Origin of the sequence: Rhizobium sp. Root483D2, from assembly GCF_001426685.1 — a bacterium.
GTDB classification, from domain to species: Bacteria; Pseudomonadota; Alphaproteobacteria; order Rhizobiales; family Rhizobiaceae; genus Pararhizobium; species Pararhizobium qamdonense.
In genome coordinates this window covers 74800-101020 of sequence record NZ_LMFB01000008.1, presented here as the reverse complement: position 1 = coordinate 101020, position 26221 = coordinate 74800, and the positions used below count along the sequence as shown (strand labels likewise).

General features: G+C 62.0%; 22 protein-coding genes. 11 read left to right on the top strand and 11 right to left on the bottom strand.

Annotated elements, in window-relative coordinates:
* Positions 1–7 precede the first annotated feature (7 nt).
* Positions 8–1231, bottom strand: a complete 1224-nt coding sequence (locus ASD32_RS06365) for an adenylate/guanylate cyclase domain-containing protein (protein WP_060637176.1) — start codon at positions 1229–1231, stop codon at positions 8–10.
* A 184-nt stretch (positions 1232–1415) separates the two neighbouring features.
* Positions 1416–2315: a LysR family transcriptional regulator gene (locus ASD32_RS06360; protein ID WP_060637239.1), complete on the bottom strand. Its 900-nt coding sequence runs from the start codon at positions 2313–2315 to the stop codon at positions 1416–1418.
* Positions 2316–2438: 123 nt separating this feature from the next.
* Here ASD32_RS06360 and ASD32_RS06355 point away from each other — a divergent pair, with 123 nt between their 5' ends.
* From ASD32_RS06355 to ASD32_RS06335, 5 genes are all read left to right on the top strand, one after another.
* A complete protein-coding gene (locus ASD32_RS06355; protein WP_060637175.1) occupies positions 2439–3179 on the top strand; it encodes an SDR family oxidoreductase in 741 nt (246 codons plus the stop codon).
* 117 nt (positions 3180–3296) lie between these two features.
* Positions 3297–4199, top strand: coding sequence for an SDR family oxidoreductase (locus tag ASD32_RS06350; RefSeq protein WP_060637174.1), 903 nt, complete (start codon positions 3297–3299; stop codon positions 4197–4199).
* A gap of 63 nt (positions 4200–4262) precedes the next feature.
* Positions 4263–4766: a DUF1097 domain-containing protein gene (locus tag ASD32_RS06345; RefSeq protein ID WP_060637173.1), complete on the top strand. Its 504-nt coding sequence runs from the start codon at positions 4263–4265 to the stop codon at positions 4764–4766.
* A 371-nt stretch (positions 4767–5137) separates the two neighbouring features.
* Entirely contained in the window at positions 5138–6289 is a 1152-nt protein-coding gene (locus ASD32_RS06340) for an efflux RND transporter periplasmic adaptor subunit (RefSeq protein WP_060637172.1), read from the top strand.
* Entirely contained in the window at positions 6286–9459 is a 3174-nt protein-coding gene (locus tag ASD32_RS06335) for a multidrug efflux RND transporter permease subunit (protein ID WP_060637171.1), read from the top strand. Before ASD32_RS06340 ends, ASD32_RS06335 begins: the two co-directional genes overlap by 4 nt.
* 56 nt (positions 9460–9515) lie before the next feature.
* Here ASD32_RS06335 and ASD32_RS06330 read toward each other — a convergent pair whose 3' ends face one another.
* Genes ASD32_RS06330 through ASD32_RS06320 form a run of 3 tightly spaced genes read right to left on the bottom strand, consistent with a single transcriptional unit; the run spans position 9516 to position 10786 of the window.
* Positions 9516–9920 (bottom strand): type II toxin-antitoxin system VapC family toxin, encoded by a 405-nt coding sequence (locus tag ASD32_RS06330; RefSeq protein WP_060637170.1) that lies wholly within the window; start codon positions 9918–9920, stop codon positions 9516–9518.
* On the bottom strand, positions 9917–10150 hold the full coding sequence (locus ASD32_RS06325) for an AbrB/MazE/SpoVT family DNA-binding domain-containing protein (RefSeq protein ID WP_060637169.1): 234 nt from the start codon (positions 10148–10150) through the stop codon (positions 9917–9919). Before ASD32_RS06325 ends, ASD32_RS06330 begins: the two co-directional genes overlap by 4 nt.
* A 54-nt stretch (positions 10151–10204) precedes the next feature.
* Positions 10205–10786, bottom strand: coding sequence for a TetR/AcrR family transcriptional regulator (locus tag ASD32_RS06320; RefSeq protein ID WP_060637238.1), 582 nt, complete (start codon positions 10784–10786; stop codon positions 10205–10207).
* A gap of 118 nt (positions 10787–10904) precedes the next feature.
* Here ASD32_RS06320 and ASD32_RS06315 point away from each other — a divergent pair, with 118 nt between their 5' ends.
* Entirely contained in the window at positions 10905–12113 is a 1209-nt protein-coding gene (locus ASD32_RS06315; RefSeq protein WP_060637168.1) for an MFS transporter, read from the top strand.
* A 5-nt stretch (positions 12114–12118) separates the two neighbouring features.
* On the opposite strand, the gene ASD32_RS06310 is transcribed toward ASD32_RS06315, so the two are convergent.
* From ASD32_RS06310 to ASD32_RS06285, 6 genes are all read right to left on the bottom strand, one after another.
* Positions 12119–13732 (bottom strand): 5-guanidino-2-oxopentanoate decarboxylase, encoded by a 1614-nt coding sequence (locus ASD32_RS06310; RefSeq protein WP_060637167.1) that lies wholly within the window; start codon positions 13730–13732, stop codon positions 12119–12121.
* A gap of 75 nt (positions 13733–13807) precedes the next feature.
* Positions 13808–14614 (bottom strand): ABC transporter permease, encoded by an 807-nt coding sequence (locus ASD32_RS06305; protein ID WP_060637166.1) that lies wholly within the window; start codon positions 14612–14614, stop codon positions 13808–13810.
* A 4-nt stretch (positions 14615–14618) separates the two neighbouring features.
* Positions 14619–15446 (bottom strand): ABC transporter permease, encoded by an 828-nt coding sequence (locus tag ASD32_RS06300; protein WP_060637165.1) that lies wholly within the window; start codon positions 15444–15446, stop codon positions 14619–14621.
* Between the two features lie 183 nt (positions 15447–15629).
* A complete protein-coding gene (locus ASD32_RS06295; RefSeq protein ID WP_060637164.1) occupies positions 15630–16709 on the bottom strand; it encodes an ABC transporter substrate-binding protein in 1080 nt (359 codons plus the stop codon).
* A gap of 78 nt (positions 16710–16787) precedes the next feature.
* The gene (locus ASD32_RS06290; RefSeq protein WP_060637163.1) at positions 16788–17861 is read right to left on the bottom strand and encodes an ABC transporter ATP-binding protein; all 1074 of its coding nucleotides are present in this window, start codon (positions 17859–17861) and stop codon (positions 16788–16790) included.
* A gap of 120 nt (positions 17862–17981) precedes the next feature.
* Positions 17982–18878, bottom strand: coding sequence for a LysR substrate-binding domain-containing protein (locus ASD32_RS06285; protein WP_060637162.1), 897 nt, complete (start codon positions 18876–18878; stop codon positions 17982–17984).
* Positions 18879–19042: 164 nt separating this feature from the next.
* Between ASD32_RS06285 and ASD32_RS06280 the strand changes: the two genes are divergently transcribed.
* From ASD32_RS06280 to ggt, 5 genes are all read left to right on the top strand, one after another.
* Positions 19043–20623, top strand: coding sequence for a hypothetical protein (locus ASD32_RS06280; RefSeq protein ID WP_060637237.1), 1581 nt, complete (start codon positions 19043–19045; stop codon positions 20621–20623).
* A gap of 1 nt (position 20624) precedes the next feature.
* Positions 20625–21542, top strand: coding sequence for a dimethylarginine dimethylaminohydrolase family protein (locus ASD32_RS06275; RefSeq protein WP_060637161.1), 918 nt, complete (start codon positions 20625–20627; stop codon positions 21540–21542).
* Between the two features lie 277 nt (positions 21543–21819).
* Entirely contained in the window at positions 21820–22992 is a 1173-nt protein-coding gene (locus ASD32_RS06270; protein WP_082546665.1) for an alpha-hydroxy acid oxidase, read from the top strand.
* Positions 22993–23008: 16 nt separating this feature from the next.
* Positions 23009–24385 carry an FAD-binding oxidoreductase gene (locus ASD32_RS06265; protein ID WP_060637159.1) on the top strand — a complete coding sequence of 459 codons (1377 nt, stop codon included), beginning with the start codon at positions 23009–23011 and terminating at the stop codon, positions 24383–24385.
* Positions 24386–24495: 110 nt separating this feature from the next.
* Positions 24496–26221, top strand: a 1726-nt coding sequence (gene ggt / locus ASD32_RS06260) for a gamma-glutamyltransferase (RefSeq protein ID WP_060637236.1), incomplete at its 3' end; no start/stop codon positions are given.

Here is a 26221-nt window from a genome sequence, read left to right as displayed (position 1 = left end):
CTGCGGCCTATTCGACCGCTGGAGCTTCCACCGGCATCAGGGTGAACAGTTCCTGCGCACGCTTGACGCCGCGCAGGGCATATCGGCCGATGGACACCACTTCCGAATTGCGCGGCGGCGGTGCGGCAGCCACGAATTGCGACGACATGATCACGCTGCGATCGACGAAGCGGCACATGGAGGCAATGCGGCTGACCTCGTTGACGGCCGGGCCGATCACCGTGAAATCCAGCCGGTCGCTGGAGCCGATATTGCCGTAGAAGACATCGCCGATATGCAGCCCGAGATAGACCTCGGTGACGGGCCGCCCCTCCAGCAGGCGCAGCTCGTTCAGGCCTTTCAGTTTGGCGCGCAGGTTCTGTTCGGCGAGCAGCGCCCGGCCGCAGGCGTCCTCGCGTTCCTCTGCCTTGAAGATCGCCAGCGTGCCGTCGCCGATCAGTTTCAGCACATTGCCGCCGGCCTCGTGAATGGAGGAGATTACCGCATCGGCATAATCGTTGAGAAAGGGGATGATTTCGTCGGGCGGCAGGTTATCGGAAATGCGCGTGTAGTTCTGCAGGTCGGAGAACCATAAAACGGCGGAAATCCGCTCGGCCTTGCCGCGCGAGATGCGGCCTTCGAGCACCTGCTTTGCCGCATCTTCGCCGAGATAGACTTCGGCAATGGTCCGCGAAATACGGGTCAGCGATCCCGACTTGATCGCCAGCGCCAGCACCGGAACCAGCTGCCGCAGCGCTGCGAGATCCTCGTCGCGAAACCCCTCTTCATCCGTGGTGGTCCAATGCGAATAGAAACAGTCCATATCGCCGATATGGCTTTCCTGGGCAAAGCGATGGATCATCGCGATATAGTCTTTATGCCCGGCCGCCAGCATCACATCCAGCATGTAGAAATCGGCGGGATCGCCGAAACCAAGCCGCCGGCGCAGCTCATTCTGATTGTTTTCACGTAAGTGAAAGAACGCGGATCGCTCCCAGTTATCGGCCGAAACGCCCTCATTGGTGGGGCCATATTCGAAGGCCGTTTTCACCGGCTCCTGGCTGTCCCACTGGAAGGCCCGCCCTTCATAGACCGGGTGCAGCGTATCGATCAGCGCCAGGCCACGATCGAGCCGCATGCCTGCCTCGCGAACGCGCTGGCAGAAGCCGTTGACGATGTCCATTTCGTCGGTGCCCTTCAGGCCCTGCGTCGTCAACCAGGCGGAAATCTCGCTGATATCGTTGGCGTTCATATCGATTTCCCTGATTCCTGCCCACATTCACACGTCTATCGCATAACCGATCGATCCGGAATCGAATTCAGAAACGGGGCCGGTCTACCGGCCATGCGGGGAGATATGTGAGGGGGAGCCTCGTGACGTTGCCGCCCCATGTGGGGAAGCTGCAGCCGGACGGCAAGGCTAAACAAGTGTCTTTTTACATATCGTCCTGGCGTGTGACAAATTCGCGCGACAGCCAATCGATGAAGACGCGCACGCGCGGCGAAAGCTGACGGCTGCGGGGGTAAAGCAGCGACACAGGCGTGCGGGTCGGCGGATTGTCGGGAAGGACGGCGACGAGCGTGCCCTGCCTCAAATCCTCCTCCAGCGAATAGCGCGGCGCCTGCATGATGCCGAGCCCCAGCCTTGCCGCCGCCGCCAGCATATCGGCACCGTTGACGGACACCGTGGACGGCAGCGAAACGGTGCGGACAGTGCCATCCACGGTAAACTCCAGCGGCAGCAGGCCGCCGATCGCCGTCGACCAGAAGCCGACCATCTGGTGGCCACCCAGATCGTCGATACTCTTCGGCAGGCCAAAGCGGGCGAGATAGGCCGGCGAGACGCAGGTCACCTCTTCCAGAAGGGCGACGCGCCGCGCGATCATGTCGCTATCCTGCAGGTCGCCGACCCGCAGCACGCAATCGATCCCCTCGCGGATCAGATCGACCAGCCTGTCGCCTTCGCTCATATAGATCTGGATATCCGGAAATTCCTGCAGGAACGCCGGCAATCCCGGCAGGACGAAATGCCGGGCGAGCTTGCCGTGTACATCGACCCGCAACAGGCCCTTCGGCTTGGCCCCTGCAAAGGCGCCCTCCGCATCCTCGATATCGGAGAGAATGGTCAGACAGCGGCGATAATAGGCTTCGCCATCGAGCGTCGGGCTGACATGGCGTGTGGTGCGCTGGAGAAGACGGACCCCGAGGCGCGCTTCCAGCTGCTTGACCGCGTCGGTCACGGTCGAGCGCGGCAGGCCGGTGTCTTCGGCTGCCAGCGTGAAACTGCGCCGCTCCACCACGCGCGAAAACACCCGCATCGCTTCAAATCTGTCCATCGCGGATTGTTCGCCAATTTCGAATAGTGATGCCGAATAATGGCTAATTATCCGCAGAATGAAAAGCGGCATCTTCTCCTCATCAAAAACGCGCTGTGGCGTGGTTAACCAAGGAGAAAGACAATGCCGGATAACAGCAACAGGATCGCCATCGTCACCGGCGCCTCGCGCGGCATCGGCGCAGCCATTGCCGAACGTCTCGCTGCGGATGGTTTCACCGTCGTCCTCAACTATTCGGGCGATGCCGCACCCGCTGAAATCCTGGCGCGGAAAATCGAAGACCGCGGCGGCCGCGCACTGACCGCAAAGGCCGATGTCAGCGACGCGGAAGCGGTCCGCCAGATGTTCGACGCCACGCAAACAGCCTTTGGCGGCGTCGATGTGCTCGTCAACAATGCCGGCATCATGACGCTTTCATCGCTCGCCGACAGCAGCGACGCCCTGTTCGACCGCCAGATCGCCGTCAATCTCAAGGGCACGTTCAACACGCTGCGGGAAGCGGCAAGACGCCTGCGCGACGGCGGCCGGATCATCAATTTCTCGACCAGCGTCGTTGGCCTGAAGCTTGAGAATTACAGCGTCTATGCCGCCACCAAGGCCGCCGTCGAAACGCTGACCGCCATCCTGTCGAAGGAGCTGCGCGGCCGCTCGATCACGGTCAATGCGGTGGCGCCCGGCCCGACAGCCACCGATCTCTTTCTCAACGGCAAGAGCGAAGAGCTGATCGCCCGCATGGCGAAGATGAACCCGCTGGAACGCCTTGGCACGCCAGAAGATATCGCCTCCGCCGTCGCATTCCTCGCTGGCCCCGATGGCGCCTGGATCAACGGCCAGGTCCTGCGCGCCAATGGCGGCATGGTCTGAGCGTCAACCGAGCCTTCCCAGGGAGCGTCGCACTTTGATCCGCGCCTCCCCATTCGCCGTCGAAGGCCCAGAGATCAACGGCCCCCCGCCCACCTATTTTTCCGAAGGAACAGGACCATGAGCAAGCACATCATCGTCATCACCGGCGCTTCCAGCGGCTTCGGTGCCATGGCCGCCAGGGCGCTCGCAACAGAAGGCCATACGGTTTATGCCGGCATGCGCGCCACCGGAACCCGCAATGCCAAAGCCGTCGCCGATGCGGCAGCGTTTGCCACTGAGCACGGTGTCGATCTGCGCTCCGTCGAACTTGACGTCACCGCCGATGCCTCCGTCGAGGAAGGGATCGCTGAAATCATCGCGGATGCCGGCCGTCTCGACGTCGTCATCCACAATGCAGGCCATATGTCCTTCGGTCCCGCCGAAGCCTTCACGCCGGAGCAGTTTGCCGAACTCTACGACATCAACGTCCTGTCCACCCAGCGGATCAACCGCGCGGCACTCCCGCATATGCGCAAGCGGGGCCAGGGCCTGGTCGTCTGGGTCTCGTCCTCTTCCACACGCGGCGGCACACCGCCTTATCTGGCCCCCTACTTTGCCGCAAAGGCCGCGATGGATTCGCTCGCCGTCTCCTATGCGGCGGAGCTCACCCGCTGGGGCATCGAAACATCGATCGTCGTGCCCGGCGCTTTTACCAAAGGCACCAACCATTTCGCCCATTCCGGCTCGCCGGCGGACGAAGCCCGTGCCGCAGAATATAACGGCGGCCCTTACAAGGGCGTGGCAGAAAAGGCGTTGAAAGGTCTCGCAGCTCTGGAGCCTGCCGATGCCGATCCGGCTTCCGTTGCTGAGGCCATTGTCAATATCGTCAACAGGCCCTTCGGCACGCGCCCATTCCGCGTCCATATCGATCCATCGCAGGATGGTGCCGAAATCGTCAACGGCGTTGCCGACCGCGTCAGGGCTGAAATGTTCCGCAATATCGGCCTGACCGATCTCCTGACACCTGCCGGTAACGGCTGAACCGCAACTCGCCGGTTTCGTGTCGAACCGGCCTTGGCTCCAAACATCTCAAAGGAGAAGACAATGACCTCCGATATCAAGGCGCCCCCCGGCCCGGCATCTCTACGCTTCACCGTCCTGACGCTTGCAGCCGCCCTGACCGCAGCCATCGCCGCAACCACCTCCGCCAGCCTCGGCTGGCCGGTCTGGGCGATGTTCATGGGCTGGGTTGCATTCTTTACCTGCGGCCATTCCGGCAAGGACGCGCTCTACAGCTACCTGTGCCTTGCCATCGGCATCGCGATCGGAACCGGGGCCGCCCTTGCCGTCGGCGCATTATTGCCGCTGATCGGGCCGTTCGCCTTCGGCGCCGTCGTCTTTGTCGTGGCTGTTATCGTCGTCTCGTTGCGGGCGGCGGCCCCCATCAACAACATTCCAGCCTATTTCCTTGGCCTGATCACTTTCTTCGCCGCCCATCTCGAACCGGGCATGCTTGCCTTTTCAGAGCTTGCCGCCGTCAGCGGGCTCGGCTCCTTCGCCGGCTGGACCGCCCATCAGCTCCAAGCGAAAATCGCCCGGGCAGATTAGCGGGAATGAAAATACGGATATCCGGGTGTGGCTTTTCGCATGACGAAAGACACAAAGCCTGAAAAGCCACCCCGTTCTCCGATCGTGTCTTTTCCGTGATGACACGCGGTGCGAATGATGTAAGCTACAAATGAAATAGCATTGCCTGTTTGACAGGGCTGTGGCGTCAAAGCCGGGGGCAGCCAACGGGCAAAGCATCTACCGACTTGAAATATTTGCTGATTTTGAACGAACCGCGACTTGGTCATACCCGTGCCCAGACTGCCCGAAATCACGTTAAGTCCGGCAAGGCTGACCACTCAAAAACGTCGTGAACTGACCCGTGCACCCGTGCGGGGAAACGTGTTTCATGCGCTTCAGGGGGCTTATCAATGCTACGATACTGGCTTGTTCCGGCAATACTGCTTTTCTCCACGACCCTGACCGCGGGCCCCTCCTTCGCACAGGAACAACAGAAAGCCCCGGTCACTGTGGCCAAACCGGTTGTGCGCGATGTCGTCGATAGCGACGAGTTCATCGGCCGCTTTGAAGCCGTCGATGAAGTCACCCTGCGCTCGCGGGTCGGCGGTTATCTCGACCAGGTCAATTTCAAGGATGGCGCGATGGTGAAGAAGGGCGATCCGCTTTTCGTCATCGACCAGCGCCCCTTCAAAACAGCGCTTGATGTCGCGACATCGGCGCAGGAAGTGGCAAAATCAACACTGACCTTCGCGGAATCGGAATTCAACCGTACCGAAGCCCTGGTGCAGAAAGGCACGCTTTCGATCTCCACCCTCGATGACCGCCGCCGCGAGCTGCAGTCCGGCCAGGCCAATCTGCGCGGCGCCGAGGCAAGTCTCGCCCGCGCCAAGCTCGATATGGAATATACCACGATCGTCGCCCCGCTTGGCGGCCGCATCGACCGGCGGCTGATCTCGGTCGGCAACCTGGTGCAGGCCGACCAGACCGCCTTGACGACGATCGTGTCGCTCGATCCGATCGACTTCTACTTCGATGTCGACGAACGCCGGCTGTTGAACTATGCCCGTGTCGCCCGCGAACATGGCAGCGACCTGCAGGAAGGCGGCGGCGCGCTGGAGGTCTCCGTGACCATCGCCGACCGCACCGAAAAACCCTTCAAGGGCAAACTGGATTTCGCCGAAAACCGCGTCGATCAGGAAACCGGCACGATGCGGGTGCGCGCCCGTTTCGACAATCCGCAATTCGTGCTGCAGCCTGGCCTGTTTGGCCGCGTCGAGGTCAATGCGTCCAATACCTACAAGGGCATTCTCGTGCCCGATGAAGCCGTCGGTTCCGACCAAGATCAGCGCGTCGTCTATGTTGTTGCCGAGGATGGCAGCTTCACCACCAAACCCGTTCGCATCGGACCGAAACTCTACGGTTACCGGGTGATCCGCGAAGGCATGACCGGCGACGAGACCATCGTCGTCAACGGCCTGATGCGGTTGAGACCAGGCGTGATCGTCGATCCGAAACTGGTTGTCCTGCCGCCGGAAGCAGTGGCTGTGGAGAACGGCCAATGAGATTTGCCCATTTCTTCGTGGACAGGCCGATCTTCGCATCGGTCCTGTCGATCGTGCTCCTGATCGTCGGCGGCATCGCCTATTTTCAGCTGCCGATCGCCCAATATCCGGAGATCGCGCCGCCGACCATCGTCATCCGCACCGCCTATCCCGGAGCCGATGCCGAGACCATCGCCGATACGGTCTCCACCCCGTTGGAACAGGAAATCAACGGCGTCGAGGACATGCTCTACATGTCCTCCTATTCGACAGCGGACGGTTCGATGGCGCTCACCGTCACCTTCAAGCTCGGCACCGATCTCGACAAGGCGCAGGTGCTGGTGCAGAACCGCGTCTCGATCGCCGAGCCGCGCCTGCCGGAAGAGGTCCGCCGCATCGGGGTGACCACGGCGAAAAGCTCGCCAGACCTGATGATGGTCGTCCATCTCATCTCGCCGAATGACCGCTACGACCAGCTCTATGTCTCCAACTATGCCCGCAGCCGCGCTCGCGATCAGCTGGTGAGGCTGGAAGGCGTGGGTGACGTCATCCTGTTCGGCGAACGCGAATATGCGCTGCGCATCTGGCTCGATCCGGAAAAGCTTGCCTCCTACGGCATGACCTCCGGCGATGTCGTGCAGTCGTTGCGCGATCAGAACGTCCAGGTGTCCGGCGGCTCGATCGGCGGGCCGCCGAACGCGGGCACCAATGCCTTCCAGTATACGGTCACCACCGAGGGCCGCTTCAGCGATGCCCGGCAGTTCCGCTATGTCATCGTCAAATCGACGGCGAGCGGACGTCTCGTGCAGTTGCAGGATGTCGCCCGCATCGAGCTTGGCGCCAAGGACTACGTCACCAACAGTTACCTGAACGGCAAGGCCGCCGTCGCCATGGGCATCTTCTCGCGCCCTGGCACCAATGCCCTGGAAGCTGCCGAACAGATCAAGGGGACGATGGAAACCCTGAAGAAGGATTTCCCGCCCGGTCTCGAATATACCATCGTCTACAATCCGACGGAGTTCATCTCCGAATCCATCAACGAGGTCTACAAGACCATCCTCGAAGCGGCCATTCTGGTCGCCATCGTCGTGCTGATCTTCCTGCAGTCCTGGCGCACCGCGCTGATCCCGATCGTCGCCATCCCTGTGTCGCTGATCGGAACTTTCGCGCTGTTGCTGGCCTTCGGCTTCTCGCTCAATATGCTAACCCTGTTCGGTCTGGTTCTGGCAATCGGCATCGTCGTGGATGACGCCATCGTTGTGGTGGAAAATGTCGAGCGAAATCTCTCCAAGGGAATGACGCCCAAACAGGCGGCGCATGTGACGATGGACGAGGTCGGCACCGCCGTCATCGCCATCTCGCTGGTGCTGATCGCAGTCTTCGTGCCGACTGCGTTCATCCCCGGCATTTCCGGGCAGTTCTACCTGCAATTCGCGGTGACAATTTCCGTGGCAACGGCGATTTCCGCCTTGAATTCGCTGACGCTGTCGCCCGCTCTTGCTGCCTTGATCCTGCGTCCGCATCAGGACCACCACGAAACCCGCAATCCTTTGACGCGCGTCGCCAGAGGCCTTGCCAATGGGTTCAACTCCGGTTTCGACCGGATGACCAGGGGCTATTCCTGGGTTGTCCATCATCTGGTCTCGACGCGGATCGCGCTCGGCGCCAGCCTGATCGTGTTTTTCGGATTGCTGGCGGCGACCTGGTACATGGCGCAGATCGTGCCGCGCGGCTTCGTGCCGACGATGGACCAGGGCTATGCGATCGTCGTCGTGCAATTGCCCGAAGGCGCCTCGCTTGCCCGCACCGACGCCGTCATCCAGCGCGCGTCCCATATGATCCTCAAGGTGCCGGGTGTCAAGAACGCCGTCGCCTTCTCCGGCTTCAACGGCGCGACCTTTACCAATGCGTCCAATTCCGGCGTGGTCTTTGCCGCCTTCGACACGTTCGAGGAACGCCTGAAACACGGCTATAGCGCCAACCAGATCATCGGCCAGCTCTACGGTTCGATGCAGAGCATCGAGGAAGCCTTCATCATCGCCGTGCCGCCGCCATCCATCCGCGGTATCGGCAATTCCGGCGGCTTCAAGATGCAGATCGTCGACCGCGAAAGCTCCGACATGCGCCGGGCCCTGGGCCTTGCCTATCAGATGATGGGTGCCGCCAACCAGACGAAGGGGCTGACCGGTGTCTTCACCACTTTCTCCGCCTCCAGCCCGCAATATTTTCTGGCGATCGACCGCGACAAGGCGCGGGCGCTGAGCGTGCCGATCCCCAATATCTTTGAGACCCTGTCGATCAACCTCGGCACGTCCTATGTCAACGACTTCAATGCTTTCGGGCGCGTCTATCAGGTGCGCGCGCAGGCCGATCAGCAATATAGGCTGGACCGGGAAGACATTCTCGCCCTGAAGGTGCGCTCCGCCACCGGGGCGCTGGTGCCGCTCGGAACGCTTGTCGATATCCGCGATACCACAGGCCCTGCGCTCGTCCAGCGCTACAATATGTATGTGTCTGTCCCGATCCAGGGCAATCCGGCACCCGGCATCTCGACCGGCGCGGCCCTCGACAAGATGGAGGGACTGGCCGCCCAGATCCTGCCGCCTGGCACCTCGTTCGAATGGACGGACCTTGCCTTCCAAGAGCGCAATACCGGCAATACGGCGATCTTCATCTTCGCCCTCTCGGTGATCTTCGTGTTCCTGGCGCTATCGGCCCAATATGAAAGCTGGATATTGCCGCTGGCGATCATCCTCGTCGTGCCGATGGCCGTGCTTGCCGCTCTGATCGGCGTTCATCTGCGCGGCCAGGACAACAATATCCTGACCCAGATCGGACTGATCGTGCTGATCGGCCTTGCGGCCAAGAATGCGATCCTGATCGTCGAGTTTGCGCGGCAAGCGCAGGATGAGGGCATGAACCCGGTCAATGCCGCCATCGAGGCCAGCCGCCTGCGCCTGCGGCCGATCCTGATGACCGCCTTCGCCTTCATTCTCGGCGTCGTGCCGCTGATGATCGCCACAGGCCCCGGCGCCGAAATGCGCCAGTCTCTCGGCACCGCCGTCTTCTCCGGCATGCTCGGCGTGACCATCCTCGGCCTGTTCCTCACCCCGGTCTTCTACGTCGCGCTGCGCTCGTTCGGCTACAGGCCAAAGGAAAAACCGATCCCGCCGGAAGCGGGGATGATTTGAGAAATAACGGGCCGGGCAGCGTTTGCCCGGCTTTTTCTTTCAGGGCGTCCCGTGCCCTACCGGTCGGGCGTGATCAGCACCACGGTCGGAAAATATGTCCTGTAGCGCGCCCTATCCCGCGTCAACAGCGCTAGCCGCTCAACGGCCGCATGCGCGCCGATAAAGAAATCCGGCAGGACGCCGGCGCGCGAACCACCCGCTTTGCGGTATGTCTGAAAGACTTTTCCGGCAAGGAACAATGCCGCGCGTGGCATCGCCGCAATCTCGATCCCGGCTTCGGATAAAAACGCCTCTAGCCTTTCGATCCGCTCGTAGCGCACCGCCAGTTCGGCATAGACGACATCATTGATCAGCAGCGGACCGCGCAGGGCAGCGGCCTCCAGCTGGTCGATCGACCAGTCCGACCAGTTGGGGTCGTCCGTCACCACATCGAGCAGAATATTGGTATCGATCAGCGTCACTCATCACCGCGCGTCAGCGCCATGATGGCATCGGTGCTCAAGCCCTTGCCCGCATGGCCGCGCAGCTTGCTGAAGCGGCTGGCAGGGCGTTTTTCGTCGGCGCGCGTCAGGACGACGCTGCCGTCGGGGCTGCGCTGAAAATCCACCCGCGTTCCCGGCACGATGCCGAGAAAATCGCGCACCGGCTTGGGAATGGTCACCTGCCCTTTCGTCGTCACTGTCGCGCTCATGCTGCACCTCGGTAAGGATTGTTTTTACAAAGGTATTACATTGGCAAGCCAAGTTCAAGACGAAGCGCTCGAACGCCATTGCGGCATCATCCGCTCGATCAGCGCTGATACCTTGCTGGCGGTGGGCGGTGCATCGGCAAAGAGGATGCGGTACATGATCGGGGCGACCACGGCGTCGATCACTGTCTCCACATCCGGAAAGTCTTCGCCGCGCTCCCGCGCGCGGCCGGCGATGACCTGCAGCTGTTCGCGGGTATAGCCGCAGCATTTTCCGGCGTTGCGGCTGTCGGTTGCGACGCTGGACAGGACATCGCGGATCATGGCGCGGCCAGGCCCGGAGGCCATTTCGTCGGCATATTGTTCCGCCCATTGCATCAGATCGGTGCGCGCCGACCCGGTATCCTTGGGCGGTGCATCCGGGCGCAGCCGCTCGACGGCAACGTCGGCCAGAAGCTCCTGCAGGTCGCCCCAGCGCCGGTAGATCGTCGAGGGCGTGACGCCGGCTTCGGCTGCAATCAGCGGGATGGTCACGTCGCTGCGGTCCATCGCCACCAGAAGACTGCGCACAGCCTGGTGCACCGAGGCCTGCACGCGAGCGCTGCGTCCGCCCGGCCGGATATTTTCCCGTATGTTCATCGGCGCCATCTCCGCTCAATGTTATCAGCACCATCGCTAAAGCAAATAATTTGCTTTTATATCGCAGTCGCGTTACAAGAGCTAACGCAATATTTTAGCTTTTAGGGACAATAGTGCCATGTCGAGCAAAAGTGAACCGGTTTTCGGCGATTTTTCACCCGCCAAGCGGCTGTGGGCGCTGAGCTTTCACGCGGCAACCCTGATCACGTTCCTCGCCGCCTCGGCTGCGCCCACCCCGCTTTATCATCTCTATCAGGTGAGCTGGCATTTCTCGCCGATCCTGCTCACCTTCATCTTCAGCGTCTATGCGTTCAGCCTGCTGACGACGCTGTTGATCGTCGGCTCCCTGTCCGATCATATCGGCCGGCGCCCCGTCATCTTCGCTGCCATCCTCTTACAGGCTGCCGCCATGCTCCTGTTCATGCTGGCAGACAGCCCCTCCTGGCTGATCGCCGCCCGCATCGTGCAGGGCATCGCCACCGGGGCTGCAAGCGGCGCCATCGGCGCGGCCCTGGTCGATGCCAACAAGACAAGCGGCCCGATCGTCAACAGCATCTCGCCGCTGCTCGGCATGGCGGTGGGTGCGCTGGGTGCCGGCGCGCTCGTGCAGTTTGCGCCCGATCCGATGCGTCTCGTCTATCTCGTGCTGTTTGCAGCCTTGCTGGCGCAGGCCGTCTTCGTGTGGAGCGTTCCCGAAACGGCTATGTCCAAGCCCGGCGCGCTGGCATCGCTGCGTCCGCATGTCGGCGTACCGCCGCAGGTCCGCCCGTCGCTGATGGCGATCACGCCCATCAACATCTCGATCTGGTCGCTTGGCGGTTTCTATCTCTCGCTGATGCCGTCGCTCGTGGGTGCCGCCACCGGCAATCATTCGCCGATGACAGGCGGCCTGACGGTCGCGGCCCTGACGCTGAGCGGCGCGCTCGCCGTCTTCTTCCGCCGCCAGAAGCCCGCCCGTGCCAATCTCACGCTCGGCGTTTTCACCATGATGATCGGACTGCTGATCGTCGTCGCCGGCGTCCATACCGGCTGGGTGGCTCTGTTGTTTGCCGGCACGATCATCGCCGGAACCGGTTTCGGCGCCTGCTTCCTCGGTGCGGTCAGCACGATCATGCCGCTAGCCAAGCCGGAAGAACGCGCCGGTCTGCTGTCGGCCTATTATGTCCAGAGCTATCTGGCCTTCAGCATTCCCGCCATTCTGGCTGGCTTCCTGTCGCGCGCCGTCGGGCTGACCATGACTGCGGATATCTATGTCTGCGTCATCATCGTTCTGACATCGGCCGGCTATGCCGCAATGTCGCTTGCCCGGGTGCAGCCTGCTGGATGAATGCCTTACGCTCCTTCAGCTGCGGCCTCAGCGCGAAAATCGTCGCCGAACACCAGCATCGTTGGCACATCCCGTTTTGCCGCCGCCTCCAGCGCCGGTTTCAAGCCCTTAAAGCTTTCCAGCCGCTGCGCATGCCAGCCATAGGCACGGCCGATGGCGATGAAATCGGGAGTGTGCAGATCGACGCCGAGCGGTGGGATGTTCTTCGCCACCATATAGGACTTAATCTCGCCGTAACCGCCATTGTCGTGCAGCATGAGGATGACAGGCGCCTTCGCCTCCATCGCAGACGCAAGCTCGGCGAGCGAAAACTGCAAGCCGCCATCGCCCGCCAGCACCACCACCGGACGGTCCGGCTGCCCGATCTTGGCGCCGATGCCGGCAGGCAGGCCATAGCCAAGCGTGCCGTAACCGGTCGCCGAATTGAAATAGGAGCCGGGCGAGGCCGCCACATAAGCGGTATTCCCGGCATAGACCAGCTGGGTGGAATCCCCGGCGATCAGCACGCCGGGCAACGTATCACGGATCGCCTCCAGAATGATCAGATCGTTGATCATGGCGGCGGGAATATCGTGATGGACGCGCGTTTCGACTTCAGCCGCGCGCAGGGCACCGTCATGCACACGCACGGACACCAGAGCTGCCAATCCGGCTGCGCATGCCGCTGAATCACCGACAATGCCGATTTCGGGCGCGCGCGTCCGCATCAGTTGTGCCGGGTCGATATCGACGCGAATAAAGGTTCCGGGAATGGAAAAGAACCCGTCCTCGTACATGTCGTAATCGGTGGCTCCAAGCTCCGTGCCGATGCCGAGCACCACATCGGCCGCCTCGATCAGCGCACGGGTGGCCGGCATGCTGGCAGAAAAATTGACCGCCAGCGTATGCCCCGGCGGCAGAATGCCCCGGCCATTGGTGGTCATCACCACCGGCGCATCGAGCCTTTCGGCCAGCGCCCGGATCTGCGCCGCCGCACCAATGGCGCCACCTCCTGCCAAGATCACCGGTGCCTTGGCCGCATCCAGAACCGCTGCCGCCATGCTCAAGGCACCTGCATCCCCCGCCGGCCGCGACAGGCGCAACGGGTTGTCCGCAACGGTCAGATGATCCGCCGGAGCCAGCATGACATTGATCGGAAGCTCGATATGAACGGGCCTCGGCCGGGCACTGTCGAAGATCGCAAAGCCGCGCGCCAAAGCCGGCGCAAGATCCTCCGGCCGGTTGACGGTGCAGCTGAAGGCCGAGACGCCGCTGACCAGCGCCTGCTGGTTGGGCAGCTCATGCAGCCAGCCTTCTCCTGATCCCATCCGGCCGTGTGCATTGACGGTCGAGATCACCAGCATCGGTATGCTGTCACCGTAAGCCTGCCCCATCGCGGTGACGATATTGGTCATGCCCGGCCCGGTGATGATGAAACAGACGCCCGGCTTGCCGGTCGCGCGCGCATAACCATCCGCCATGAACCCCGCCCCCTGCTCGTGGCGTGGCGTCACATGCCGGATCGCGCTGCCCGCCAGCCCGCGATAGAGCTCGACCGTATGCACGCCCGGAATACCAAAGACGGTATCGACGCCATAGGAGGTGAGCAGTTTCGTCAGATACATGCCGGTACTGATCATGCGGATAGTCCTCGTCTCATTCTTTGCTATACAATTGTATAATTTAGCCGCGTGCAAGACCTGCGCGGGCTTCTCTCAGGATTTGCGGGAAAGCTTGAGGGTAAAGGCGGTTTTCACCAGAATGACCGTAATGACGATACCGATCAGGATCACCGAGATCGCGGCAATGGCGGGATCGATATTGTCGCGCAGCCCCATCCACATCATCCGCGGCAGGGTCACGGCATCGACGCTGGTAATGAACAGTGTCACGCCGATTTCTTCCCAGGAGAGCATGAAGGACAGGAAGAAGGCGGTGAAGATACCGAACTTGATATTGGGCAAAATGACCTTGAACACCCGCTGGCTGACCGAAGCACCAAAACCGCGCGCGGCCAGATCGATGCGCCGGTCCACCTGCGCCAGGGCAACGGTCACCATCACCACCGCGAACGGCGCGATCATCACAGCATGGGCGATGGCGACGCCCACCCAGGTATCGTAGGCCACGACATCGTTGACCTTGGACAGCGTCGTCAGGAAGAAATACAGCGTAATGGCCGACACGACCGGCGGCGCCACCATTGGCAAAAGTACGAAGCCGAACAGCAGGCTGCCGAACCACGGCCGGAACATCCAGATGCCGAGACTGAACATCAGCGCCAGAAGCGTCGCGATGACAGAACTGAGAATACCGATGCGCAGGCTGAGCCAGATGCTTTGCAGCCAGGCGGGATTGTCGAGAAGCGCCTGATAGTGCCGGAGCGACCACACATCGGTCGGCATCGACAGAAAGCGCGCCGGGGTAAAGGAGACCGGCACGACCGCAATCAGCGGCAGGAGCAGGAACAGCGCCACCGCAAAGGCGAGGAAAACGGCAATCGGCGTGGGTTTCATCGACATCGGCTCAACCCAGCATCTTGTTGGGCCGCACCAGCCGCAGCATCAGGATCAAAAGTGCTGCGACAATCAGCATGAGGATGACGCTGATCGCAGCGCCCAGCCCCCAGTCCGGGCTCTGGAACAGGCGCAGGTAGATCAGTTCCGCAATCATGACGCTGCGGCCGCCACCCAGGATCGCTGGCGTGATGAAAAAGCCGAGCGCAAAGACGAACACCATCAGCCCGGCGCCGAGAATGCCGGGCAGCGTCATCGGCACGAAGATCGACCAGAAGATCCTGAGCCGCGATGCCCCCATGCCGCGGGCCGCCAGAAACACCCGCTCGTCTAGGCTGCGCATGGCGGACGCAATCGGAAAGACGGCAAACGGTATGAGAAAATGCATCATGCCGAGCACGACGCCGAACTCGTTGCGCACCATCGTTAGCGGCTCGGAAATAATGCCGGCCGCCTGCAGCCAGGTGTTAATCAGCCCGCGATTGGACAAAAGCGCCACCCAGCCGAAGGCGCGGGTCAACACCGAAATCCAGAACGGAATGAGGATACAGAGCTCCGTCACCAGCCGCTGCGCCGGCGTACCGCGCACCCAGACATAGGCAACCGCATAGGCAGCCGCGACAGCGCAGAAGGTGACGATCAGGCAGATGCGGAAGGTGCGGAAAAACACCGACTGGATCAGCGGATCGGTGACCGCCTTGCCATATTGCGAAAACCCGGGCTCCGGCAGGGTGACACTCCACTGCATGACGCCGAGGAAGGGCACGAGATAGGCAAGGCCAAGAAACAGCACGAGAGGGCTGAGCAAGAGCACCGGTTTCAGTCTGTCGGATTTCATGGCGGTGCTCCTTTCTGTGATGCGGACTTGATACGATGGCAGCGTCAGGCTCCCTCTTCTCCCCGCCGGGGAGAAGGTGGCGCGTAGCGCCGGATGAGGGGGCGGCAGGCTCTGAATTCGCCGCCCCCTCATCGCCTCACTGCGTTCGGCTCTTCTCCCCGAAGGGGAGAAGAGGAAGACCGCTTAAGCCGAAATAATCTTCGTATACTCATCCAAAGCCGGACCGTAATTGGTCTCGTACCAGGCCATGTCGAGCGCGATCTGTTTGGACATGTTCGCCGGATCGACGGGGCTGAGACGGGCCTGTTCCGGAGACAACAGCGCATCGGCAGCCGGGTTTGCCGGGCCTTGGCCGAGCATCTCGAACATGATGACCTGCTTCTTCGGGTCCTGCGCCGAGGCGATGAACTTCATCGCTGCGTCCTTGCCGCCCGGATTGCCCTTGATCACGCCCATGGCGCCGGGCGAGATCAGGCCTTGGTCCCAGACGAACTTGATCGAACCGCCGGAATCCTTTTCGATCAGCCCGGCACGGGTCGACCAGATCAGCGCCATCGACGCCTCGCCGTTCAGAAGCACCGACTGGCTCTCGGCCCCGCCACCCCAATAGGAAACGATGTTGTCCTTGAAAGCTTCGATCTTCTTGTGGGCGCGCTCGAGATCGAGCGGGTAGAGCTTTGCGGGCTCCACACCATCGGCGAGAAGTGCTGCCTCCCACATGCCCGCACCCCATTTGTAAAGCGAGCGCTTGCCTGGAAATTTTTCAACATCGAAGAAATCGGCCATGTCGGCCGGCACCTTGTCGCCGAATTTCGAGGCGTCATAGGCGATGATATAGGAGAAGAAATAGGTCGAGGCGGCATATTCCCAGCCGAAGCCTTCGCGCATCTTTGCCTTGTCGACGATCGCGTAATCGATCGGCTCCATCATGCCCTTCTTGCCGAGCGCTTCTGCCGAGAAGGGATCGATATCGACGATATCCCAGGCCGGCTTGCCGCTTGAAAACTGTGCGGCGACAGCGCCCTCGGTCGGGCCGGAGCCGTCCTGCTTCACGGTGACGCCGGCTTCTTCCTTGAAGGGCGCGCCATAGGCCTTGTCATAGGCTGGACCGGCATCGCCGCCCCAGTTGACGAAGACCAGTTCGCCTTCCGCCGCCCAGCCGCGCGTCGCGCCAAGCGCGATCGGGCTGACCGACAGAAACAGGGCTGCCAGCTGGGTAAATCTGCGGCGGGATATGCCGCCATTGGCCAATATTTCGCTCATGCCGTTCTCCTCTGGTTTTTGCGGCGCGCCTTTATCGGCGTCGCTCGTGTCATGCACGTTCAGGCACGTTCAAAGCACTTACAGAAAGAAACCCTGGTTGGCGGGCCAGCCGGCCCAGACCTGCCGTCCCGGCTGGAAGGCGCTTTTCACCTCCCGCGTCGGCATTTGCAAAACGAGATCGATGCCCCCCGGCGTCTTCAGGCCAAAGCGCGTTTCGGCACCGAGATAAGTGATGTCGCCAATCTCGGCCTTCAGCATATTGCCCTCGGGCGGCGCCTGCTCGAACATCACCATATGTTCGGGCCGGATGGCGAAATGTTCGCTGACAGACTGACCCGGCGCTGAAATCCGCATCGGATGCCCTTCGAATAGCCCCTCCGCGCCATCCGCCGTTGCTTTGACGGCTGACAGCGACAGGAAATTCACATCGCCCAGAAATTCCGCCACGAACCTGTTTGCCGGCCGCTCGTAGACATCCTTCGGCGTGCCCAGCTGCTGCAACTTGCCGTGATTGAAAATCCCGATGCGGGTCGAGAGCGCCAAGGCCTCGGACTGGTCGTGAGTGACGAAGACGAAGGTCGTGCCGGTCTCCTGATGCAGCCGCCGGACCTCTTCCTGCATCGAGGACCGCAGGTTCTTGTCGAGTGCGGAAAACGGCTCGTCGAGCAAAAGCACGGAAGGCTCGAAGACCAGGGCGCGGGCCAGCGCCACCCGCTGCTGCTGGCCGCCGGACAAGCCGGATGGCCGCTTCTTTTCATGCCCGCGCAGGCCGACACGATCAATGATCCGATCGACGCTGCTCTTGATGTCAGTGTCAGCGCGTCCCTGCACCTGCAGCGGAAAGGCAATGTTTTGCTCGACCGTCATATGCGGAAACAGCGCATAGCCCTGGAAGACCATGCCGAAGGCGCGCTTTTCGGCGGGGACGGTGGTGATATCCGCGCCGTTCTTGCGAAGCGTCCCCGATGTCGGCGTCTCGAAGCCGGCCAGGATCATCAGGAAGGTGCTTTTGCCAGAGCCGGAGGGGCCGAGAAGTGTCAGGAACTCACCGGAGCCGATGGTCAGCGAGATATCGCTCAGGGCATGGAAATCGCCATAGGCCTTGCCTATCCCGTTCGCTGTGATTTCGGCCGCCTCGTGCCCGCTCTTCATCGACGCTCCTTTTCCAACCCCCGAAATCGTATGGGCGTTTGAGCGGCAGGACAAACGAAATCTTTTCCCCGCTTGGACAAATATAATTTGCCAAAAGCCGCCTTCTCCCCCCGCAGCTGCCTAGGCATCTGCGTCATTTATAAGCATCTCCGAGCGCAGCCACGAACTGAAGGCCACCACGGCCTGGTTGTCGGCCTTGGCCTCCGATGTCACCAGGTAATAGGAGCGGCTGGAATTGATGCTGATATCGAAGGGCTGCACCAATTGCCCGCTGTTCATGGCGTGCCGGCAGGTAAAGCGGTCGCCCACGGCAACCCCCTGTCCCGACAAAGTCGCGGCGAAAACCAGGTTCATGTCGGAAAACACGATGCCGGTCGACGCGTAGCTCTGGTCCACTCCCGCCAATGCCAGCCAGGTCTCCCAATCTTCGTAGTCGGTGAGGTGCAGCAAGCACATCTTCTTGATGTCGCTGGGGTCGTTCAACCCGCCGATCTTGTTCAAGAGGACCGGGCTGCAGAGCGGCGCAAACTCCACCTCGATGATCAGTTCCACCTGCATCGACGGCCAGTTTCCCGTGCCGAATGCGATGAAAACATCGACATCGGGATTGCTGATATCGTCGAGCCGGCGCGGCGTGACGATGGAGATGCGCACATCCGGATAGGCATCGCGGAAATGCGAGATGTAATTGCACAGCCAGTTGGAGGCAAAGCCCGGCGGGCAGCTGACGGTGATCGAGCCGCTGACACCGCGGCTGGCATGGCGCGAGGCCGACCCCGCAATGGCGTTCAGCGCCTGCCTGATATCGGCGGCATAGCCCAGCCCCTGCTCGGTCAACTCGATGCGCGTGCCGACCCGGTTGAAGATCTGGAAGCCGAGCTCCCGCTCCAGCAGGCGCAGTTGATGGCTGATGGCGCTGCGCGTCAGGTTGAGTTCGTCGGCAGCCTTCCAGACCGTGCCATGGCGTGCAAAACTCTCCAGCGCCCGCAAAGCCTGTGTCGATGGAATTCTCTGCATCGGCGCCCTCCTGATAAGGAGGAAAGGCTAGTCCGGATTTTGAGCATTGGCGAACTTAATTTGTCGAAGGCGGGAAAACATTTCACTTTTTCAAAGATGGGATCGGCGCTTAACTGATCGCAGCAACTCAGCCGATCCCTCCAGCGAAACGAACCGTCGTGCCGATATCCGCCGCCCAGACCTCAGCCCTGAGCTATGTCGAGACCATCCGGGCCGACCTGTCGGACTGGACGGCGCGGATCTTCTCGTTTGGCGAAACAGCCTGGCGTGAATATGAATCAGCCGCCTGGTATGTCGATCTCCTGCGCAAACAGGGCTTTTCCGTCGAGGAAGGCTCAGCCGGCATGCCGACGGCCTTCTCGGCCGAATGGAGCAATGGTCCCGGCCCCGTCATCGGCATGTATGCAGAATATGACGCCGTGCCCGGCAATTGTCAGGCGGCCACGACGCGCCGCGAACCGCGCGAAAACCTGAGTTTTGAGGCGGGAGGCCATACCGATCCGCATTCGGCGCTGGGTATCGGCGCACTCGGCGGCCTGCTCGCCACCAAGGCAGCGATGCAGCGGCACGATATCAAAGGAACCCTGCGCTTCACTGGCGAACCGGCGGAAAAAGTGCGCGGCTCCAAGCCGATCCACGCGGCCAAGGGCTATTATGACGGATTGGACGGCATGTTTTCGTTCCACCCGTTCTACATGCTGCCAATGTGCAATACGGTGCGCTGGGATACGCATTGTGGTGCTGCCTATTCGATGATCTACCGTTTCGTCTGCGACCAGCCGGAGGCCTGGGGCCGCAGCGACGATGCGCCGATCCCGCAATCGCATTCCGCCGTGCGCGCGCCCGGTGCCAACGATGCGCTGATGACCATGTACATGGCGTCCAAGGCACTGCGCGATTCGATGCTTACCCATCAGGGCGGCTGGTCGATCAGCGAAGCGATCTTGACGGCGGGCCAGGCAACCGCAGACAACCTGCCGGCCAGCCTTGCCGAAATCCAATATATGATCCGCGTGCCAACCATCGCCATGGCCGAGCAAGTGGCCTCGGTGCTCGACCGCAATGCGGGCGCGGCCGCAGCCATGACCGGCTGCCGCTACGAACGCCACTGGGTTTCCAAATCCCGGCCAGGCCTTGCCAACCACGCGATGGCCGATCTCGTCTGGGACGCCCTGCAGAGCGTCGGCCCGCCGCGCTGGGACGAGGCCGCAAGGACCGCCGCCCGCGAAATCCAGGCAAACCTGGGCGTCGAGACAATGGAAAATCCTTTCATCGACGAGATGGAAAAGCTGATCTCCCCGCAGGACGCAGAAGCCATCCTGCGGCGCGATCTCGCCCCGTCGCAGCTGAATTCCACCTCGGACGATTATACCGACATGAGCTGGCACGCGCCGACTGCCCGCTTCTACATCGCCCGTCCGGCGCTCAAGGCACCGGCGGGTTACACCTATCCCGTCTGGGTCTCCAATGCGCTCGGCGGCATACCGGCCACCATCGATCCGACCGTGCTCTGCGCCGCCAAGACGATTGCGGTCTCTGCCATCCGGCTTTTGCAAGACGATACTCTTCGCAAAGCCGCCAGAACCGAGTTTAACGAGCGCACCGGTGGCGGCATCGGCGGGTCCAGTTGGATCCCGCCCCTTTGCGATTACGAACCCCCCATTCATTTCCGCTGGCCCGAATATGTGACCACCGCCCGTGGCCGCGACTGGTGGATCCCCAAACCCTCAACCCCGGAGGCATGATATGCAGTTCAACGAGCCCTTTTCGCTTCAGCGCCGCAATCCGAAGGGCGGCACCGCGCCGCTTACCCGCTGGGGCTTCAAGAACGAGACCGATCCCTTGACCGACGTGCTGCTCGGCTCGCCGGCGCACCTGCGGCACCTCTCCACCAGCTCACTGTCGCGCAAGCATCTGCGCGAGGCGCCCTGCAATATCCAGGTGGCGCAGTCGCAGCACAAGGAACTGGTCTCGGCCTATGAGCATTTCGGCGTGAAGATCCACTGGCATGAGCCGACGCCGGAACTGCCGATGCAGGTCTATTCACGCGATTCGAGTGTCATGACCCCCTACGGCGCCATCATCACCGCCATGGCCAACTGGTGGCGGCGCGGCGAAAACTATGCCGCCATCCGCACCTATGAAAAGCTCGGCATTCCCATCTACGATATGGTGACGGCAGGCACCTTCGAGGGCGGCGATTTCAACGTCATCGAGGACGGCGTCGTGCTGATCGGCTGCGGCGGCGCCCGCACGCAGGAGGAAGGCGCCCGCCAGGTGGAGGACTGGTTTAAAAAGGAAGGCTGGGAAACCCGCCTCGCCTTCATCGACGAATATTACGTGCATATCGACCTGATGGTCGTTCCGATCGCGCCTAAGCTGACGGCCGTCTGCCTTGCCTGTACCGAACCGGGCATCGTCGATTGGCTGAAGGCCAAGGGCCACGAAATCATCGACGTGCCCTTCCAGGACACGATGGCACTGGGCTGCAATTTCATGTCGCTCGGCCGCGACCGCGTCATCGCCCCGACATCGTCGAAGACATTGATCGACAAACTGCGCGCCCGCGGCTTCGAAGTCGCCGCCGTCGATATGAGCGAAATCTCCAAGACTGGCGGCGGCATCCATTGCATGGCGCAGGCTCTGGTACGGGAAGCGGCGTAGGAGGGGTCTTCCCTTCTCCCCAGCGGGGAGAAGGTGGCGCGTAGCGCCGGATGAGGGGGGCGAAGCCATTCATTGACGAGTTTGCCGAACCGCCCCCTCATCGCCTCACTCCGTTCGGCACTTCTCCCCGCTGGGGAGAAGGGAAAGAGGTCCGAACCGGCCAGAATGACGGGCAGAATTGCACTTCCAATCGACTGACACTGGAGTTGCAGGGCTTTCTCCGGACCCTTCAAACCCGCTAAGGTTCCCGGCGATTCGAGGAGCATCCGGACCGAGCATGACAGATCTTCACAGACGTTTTCCCTGCATCCCCGACATGGAGAAAGCGGCCGCGCGGCGCATGCCGGGCTTTGTGCATGACTATCTGATTGGCGGCCTTGGCCGGGAAAGCGGCGTCCGGCGCAATGCTGAAGCTTTCGACACGATCGAACTGATGCCACGCTACCTGTCGGAAGCGCCCGCGCCGGATCTGAGCGTCACGGTGCTCGGAAAACGGTTCGACACGCCATTCGGCGTCGCCCCGCTCGGTCTTGCCGGCCTGCTCTGGCCCGGCTGCGAAGTGCCGATCGCGAAAGCGGCCAAGGCTCACAACATCCCGCATGTGCTCTCGACTTTTGCCAATCGCGCCATGGAAACCATCGGACCGGTCACCGGCGACAATGGCTGGTTCCAGTTCTATCCGCCCAACGATCCGGCCATGGAAGCCGATATGCTCGCCCGCGCCGCCCGGTCCGGCTATCAGACGCTGGTTCTGACCGTCGATATCCCCGCGCCGACCCGCCGCGAGCGCGATATTCGCAACGGCATGTCCGTGCCGCCGATCCTTGATCTGAAGACGATGGTCCAGATCGCCACCCATCCGCATTGGGCAAGCCATGTGCTGCGCCACGGCATTCCGGATTTCGAAAACCTGTCCCCCTATTACCCCAAGGGTTCGTCGCTGAAACAGTCGGCTGAATTCGTCGGCCGCGTCATGACCGGTCATCTCGGCGCCGACCGCGTGCGCCGCATCCGCGATGCCTGGAAGGGCACGCTGCTGATCAAGGGCGTGCTCGACGTTTCGGAAGCGCAGGCCTATCTCTCCATGGGCGCCGACGGCCTGATCGTCTCCAATCACGGTGGCCGTCAGCTCGACGCGGCCCCCACCGCCATCTCCGTCCTGCCCGCCATTCGCGCAGCGCTGGGTCCCGGCGTGCTGATCGCCGCCGATGGCGGTATCCGCTCGGGCCTCGATGTCGCCCGCATGCTGGCGTTCGGCGCCGATTTCGTTCTGATCGGCCGCCCCTTCATTTTTGCCAGCGCCGCGATGGGGGCTGCCGGTGGCAATCATCTGATTGATATCCTCAAGGCCGAACTGTCCGGCGCGATGGCCCAGCTTGGCTGCCGGACGGTTGCCGAGCTGCCCTCCTTCCTCTATGCGCCCGCCCGTCACAATGCCCGGCAGGGCTGAAGCGGAGAAGAAAACCATGACCGTTATCGATGACCTGATTGAAGCCCTTGGTACAGACGTGGTGCTGACCGGTGAGGCCATCGGCGGCCGTTACCGCAGCGATGCCAGCGGCACCGGCAAAGCTCTACCGCTTGCCGTTTTGCGTCCCGCCAGCACCGAAGAGGTCGCAACCGCCCTTTCCATCTGCGACCGGCACTGCCAGCCCGTCGTGCCGCAGGGTGGCCTCACGGGCCTTGCCGGCGGCGCCAATGCGCGCGCTGGCGATATCGCAATATCGCTGGAGCGCATGTCCGGCGTCGAGGAGATCGACATTGCCGCCGGCACCATGACCCTTCTGGCCGGAACGCCGCTCGAGGTGGCGCAGCTTGTCGCCGAAACCGCCGGCTTCCTGCTGCCGATCGATCTGGGTGCCCGCGGCTCCTGCCAGATCGGCGGCAATATCTCCACCAATGCCGGCGGCATCCGCGTGATCCGCCATGGCGTCACCCGTGACAATGTGCTGGGCGTCGAGGCCGTGCTGGCCGATGGCACCGTGCTGTCGTCGCTGAACCGCATGACCAAGAACAATACCGGCTATGATTTGCGCCAGTTGTTCATCGGCTCGGAAGGCACGCTCGGCATCGTCACGCGCGCCGTGCTGCGGCTGCGCCCCCTGCCCGCCTCCCGGCTGACCGCACTGTGCGCCATCGAAAGCTACGTGTCCGTCGTCGCGCTGCTCAAATCGGCCCAGCGCAGCCTTTCAGGCCTGTCGGCCTTCGAAGCCATGTGGCAAAGCTATTTCCGCTTCAACGCCGAAGCGCTCAACCTGACGTTCTTCGACAAGGCCTATCCGTTTGCCGTCATCATCGAACAGGATGTCGATGGCAGCGATGAGGACAAGGACCGTTTCGAGGCCTTCCTCGGCAAGGCTTTCGAAGATGGCCTAGTCACTGATGCGCTGATCGCCCAGTCGGAAAAGGAAGCCCGCGCCTTCTGGTCGGTGCGCGAGGGCCACATGGTGGATCAGCTTCTGCCGGGCCTGATCAATCTCGACGTCAGCCTGCCGGTGGGACAGCTCGACGATTTCGCCGGCGATTGCGAAAGAGCCCTTTTGGCGCGCTTTCCCGCCGCCCACGTCTCCTTCTTCGGCCATGTCGGCGATAGCAACCTGCATGTGGCAGCTTGGATTAACACGCCGCGCGATGAGGACCTGCATGAGATCGACGCCATCGCCTATGATCTCGTGCGGACATACAAGGGGTCGATTTCGGCCGAACACGGCATCGGCACGCTGAAGCGCGACTTCCTCGATCATTCCCGCAGCGAAGCGGAGATTGGCGTCATGCGCCGCATCAAGACGGCGCTCGATCCCAATGGCATCATGAACCCCGGCAAGGTCATTCCGCCGCGATAACACGATAGCAGGCTCCGGCGATTGCGGCTTTGCAGCATAGCAAAAGCTGGCATTGCCGGCCGATCTCGGCGAAGATGGCCGATCCGAAAACCGGAACCGGGAGAAACACCATGTTGCCTCACCCCCGTACCGGCGCGATTGCCGCGCTTATCGTTTCCATTCCTCTCCTGCCGCTTAACCCGGCGGCAGCGGCCTCGCCCGAGCCCGTCGAGGCCGAACATGGCATGGTCGTCACCGCCCAGCATCTCGCTTCCGACATCGGCGTCGAGGTATTGAAGAAGGGCGGCAATGCCGTCGATGCGGCGGTGGCCGTCGGTTATGCGCTGGCCGTCGTCTATCCAACCGCTGGCAATATCGGAGGCGGCGGGTTCATGACCATCCGGCTGAAAGACGGCAAGACCACCTTCCTCGATTTCCGCGAACGCGCACCGCTCGCCGCCACCAAGACCATGTATCTCGACAGCAAGGGCGAGATCGTCAAGGGTGCCAGCACCGCCGGCTATCTGGCCGTCGGCGTGCCCGGCTCCGTCCTGGGCCTTGAGACGGCGCGGGAAAAATACGGCACGCTGTCGCGGCAGGAACTTCTGGCGCCCGCCATCCGCTTTGCCAAAGACGGTTTCGTGCTCGATCAGGGCGATGTCGCCTCGCTGCAGAACGGCGCCAAGAAGCTGTCCATGGACAAGGCCGCCACCGCAATCTTTCTCAAGCCCGACGGCAAGACGTTTTCGATCGGCGACACCCTGGTCCAGGCGGAGTTGGCCGCTAGCCTGGCCAGCATCTCGGAGAAAGGCCCCGACGCCTTCTACAAGGGGGCGATTGCCGGCGATATCGTCAAGGCGAGTGCGGCGACCGGCGGTATTCTCGCCAAGACCGATTTCGAACAATACACGGTCCGTGAACTGAAACCCGTGACCTGCAATTATCGCGGCTATGAGATCGCCTCCTCGCCCCCGCCAAGCTCCGGCGGCGTCATCATCTGCGAAATCCTCAACGTGCTGGAAGGCTATCCGCTCTCCTATCTCGGCTATGGCTCGGCCGAAACAGTGCATGCGATGGTCGAGGCGATGCGCCATGCCTATGTCGATCGCAACTCGGCGCTCGGCGATCCCGATTTCGTTGAAAACCCCGTCGAAAAGCTCACCGACAAGGCCTATGCCAAGGAAATCCGCGCTGGGATCAATCCCTTCAAGGCTGGGATTTCGAAGGACCTGATGCCAAAGGGCATGGGCGAAAGCACCGAGACCACCCACTATTCGATCATCGACAATGATGGCAACGCGGTCGCGGTCACCTATACGCTGAACGGCTCCTTCGGTGCGGGCGTCGTTGCTCCGGGAACCGGTATCCTGCTCAACAACGAGATGGACGATTTCACCTCAAAGCCCGGTTCGCCCAATCTCTACGGTCTGGTCCAGGGGGAGGCCAATGCGATCGCGCCGAAGAAAACGCCGCTGTCATCGATGAGCCCGACGATCATCTCCAAAGACGGCAAGCCGTTCATGGTCATCGGGAGCCCCGGCGGCGCGCGCATCATCACCATCACACTCGAAGCGATCATCAATGTCATCGACCACGGCATGAGCATCCAGGAAGCCATCGACGCCCCGCGCATCCATCATCAATGGCTGCCCGATAAAGTGTACATGGAACCCTTCGCGCTGTCGTCGGATACGCTGAAACTGCTGACGGAAATGGGCCACGACGTCGCCGTCGATCCGGGCTGGACCATCTGGGGCCAGGCGGCCGGCATCCTTGTCGGGGGCAAGAACCTGACCGAGATCGAGGAGGGCGGCGGCGGCCGCTACAATGGCGCCATGGACAGCCGCGCGACGTCCG

What these genes read in the sequence shown, in the direction of transcription:
- ASD32_RS06310 (WP_060637167.1), bottom strand. Translation starts at nt 13,732, where the DNA reads ATGATCAGTACCGGCATGTATCTGACGAAACTGCTCACCTCCTATGGC.
- ASD32_RS06265 (WP_060637159.1), top strand. Translation starts at nt 23,009, where the DNA reads ATGACCGTTATCGATGACCTGATTGAAGCCCTTGGTACAGACGTGGTG.
- ASD32_RS06300 (WP_060637165.1), bottom strand. Translation starts at nt 15,446, where the DNA reads ATGAAATCCGACAGACTGAAACCGGTGCTCTTGCTCAGCCCTCTCGTG.
- ASD32_RS06355 (WP_060637175.1), top strand. Translation starts at nt 2,439, where the DNA reads ATGCCGGATAACAGCAACAGGATCGCCATCGTCACCGGCGCCTCGCGC.
- ASD32_RS06350 (WP_060637174.1), top strand. Translation starts at nt 3,297, where the DNA reads ATGAGCAAGCACATCATCGTCATCACCGGCGCTTCCAGCGGCTTCGGT.
- ASD32_RS06315 (WP_060637168.1), top strand. Translation starts at nt 10,905, where the DNA reads ATGTCGAGCAAAAGTGAACCGGTTTTCGGCGATTTTTCACCCGCCAAG.
- ASD32_RS06325 (WP_060637169.1), bottom strand. Translation starts at nt 10,150, where the DNA reads ATGAGCGCGACAGTGACGACGAAAGGGCAGGTGACCATTCCCAAGCCG.
- ASD32_RS06295 (WP_060637164.1), bottom strand. Translation starts at nt 16,709, where the DNA reads ATGAGCGAAATATTGGCCAATGGCGGCATATCCCGCCGCAGATTTACC.
- ASD32_RS06275 (WP_060637161.1), top strand. Translation starts at nt 20,625, where the DNA reads ATGCAGTTCAACGAGCCCTTTTCGCTTCAGCGCCGCAATCCGAAGGGC.
- ASD32_RS06290 (WP_060637163.1), bottom strand. Translation starts at nt 17,861, where the DNA reads ATGAAGAGCGGGCACGAGGCGGCCGAAATCACAGCGAACGGGATAGGC.
- ASD32_RS06360 (WP_060637239.1), bottom strand. Translation starts at nt 2,315, where the DNA reads ATGGACAGATTTGAAGCGATGCGGGTGTTTTCGCGCGTGGTGGAGCGG.
- ASD32_RS06305 (WP_060637166.1), bottom strand. Translation starts at nt 14,614, where the DNA reads ATGTCGATGAAACCCACGCCGATTGCCGTTTTCCTCGCCTTTGCGGTG.
- ASD32_RS06335 (WP_060637171.1), top strand. Translation starts at nt 6,286, where the DNA reads ATGAGATTTGCCCATTTCTTCGTGGACAGGCCGATCTTCGCATCGGTC.
- ASD32_RS06345 (WP_060637173.1), top strand. Translation starts at nt 4,263, where the DNA reads ATGACCTCCGATATCAAGGCGCCCCCCGGCCCGGCATCTCTACGCTTC.
- ASD32_RS06285 (WP_060637162.1), bottom strand. Translation starts at nt 18,878, where the DNA reads ATGCAGAGAATTCCATCGACACAGGCTTTGCGGGCGCTGGAGAGTTTT.
- ASD32_RS06320 (WP_060637238.1), bottom strand. Translation starts at nt 10,786, where the DNA reads ATGAACATACGGGAAAATATCCGGCCGGGCGGACGCAGCGCTCGCGTG.
- ASD32_RS06270 (WP_082546665.1), top strand. Translation starts at nt 21,820, where the DNA reads ATGACAGATCTTCACAGACGTTTTCCCTGCATCCCCGACATGGAGAAA.
- ASD32_RS06340 (WP_060637172.1), top strand. Translation starts at nt 5,138, where the DNA reads ATGCTACGATACTGGCTTGTTCCGGCAATACTGCTTTTCTCCACGACC.
- ASD32_RS06365 (WP_060637176.1), bottom strand. Translation starts at nt 1,231, where the DNA reads ATGAACGCCAACGATATCAGCGAGATTTCCGCCTGGTTGACGACGCAG.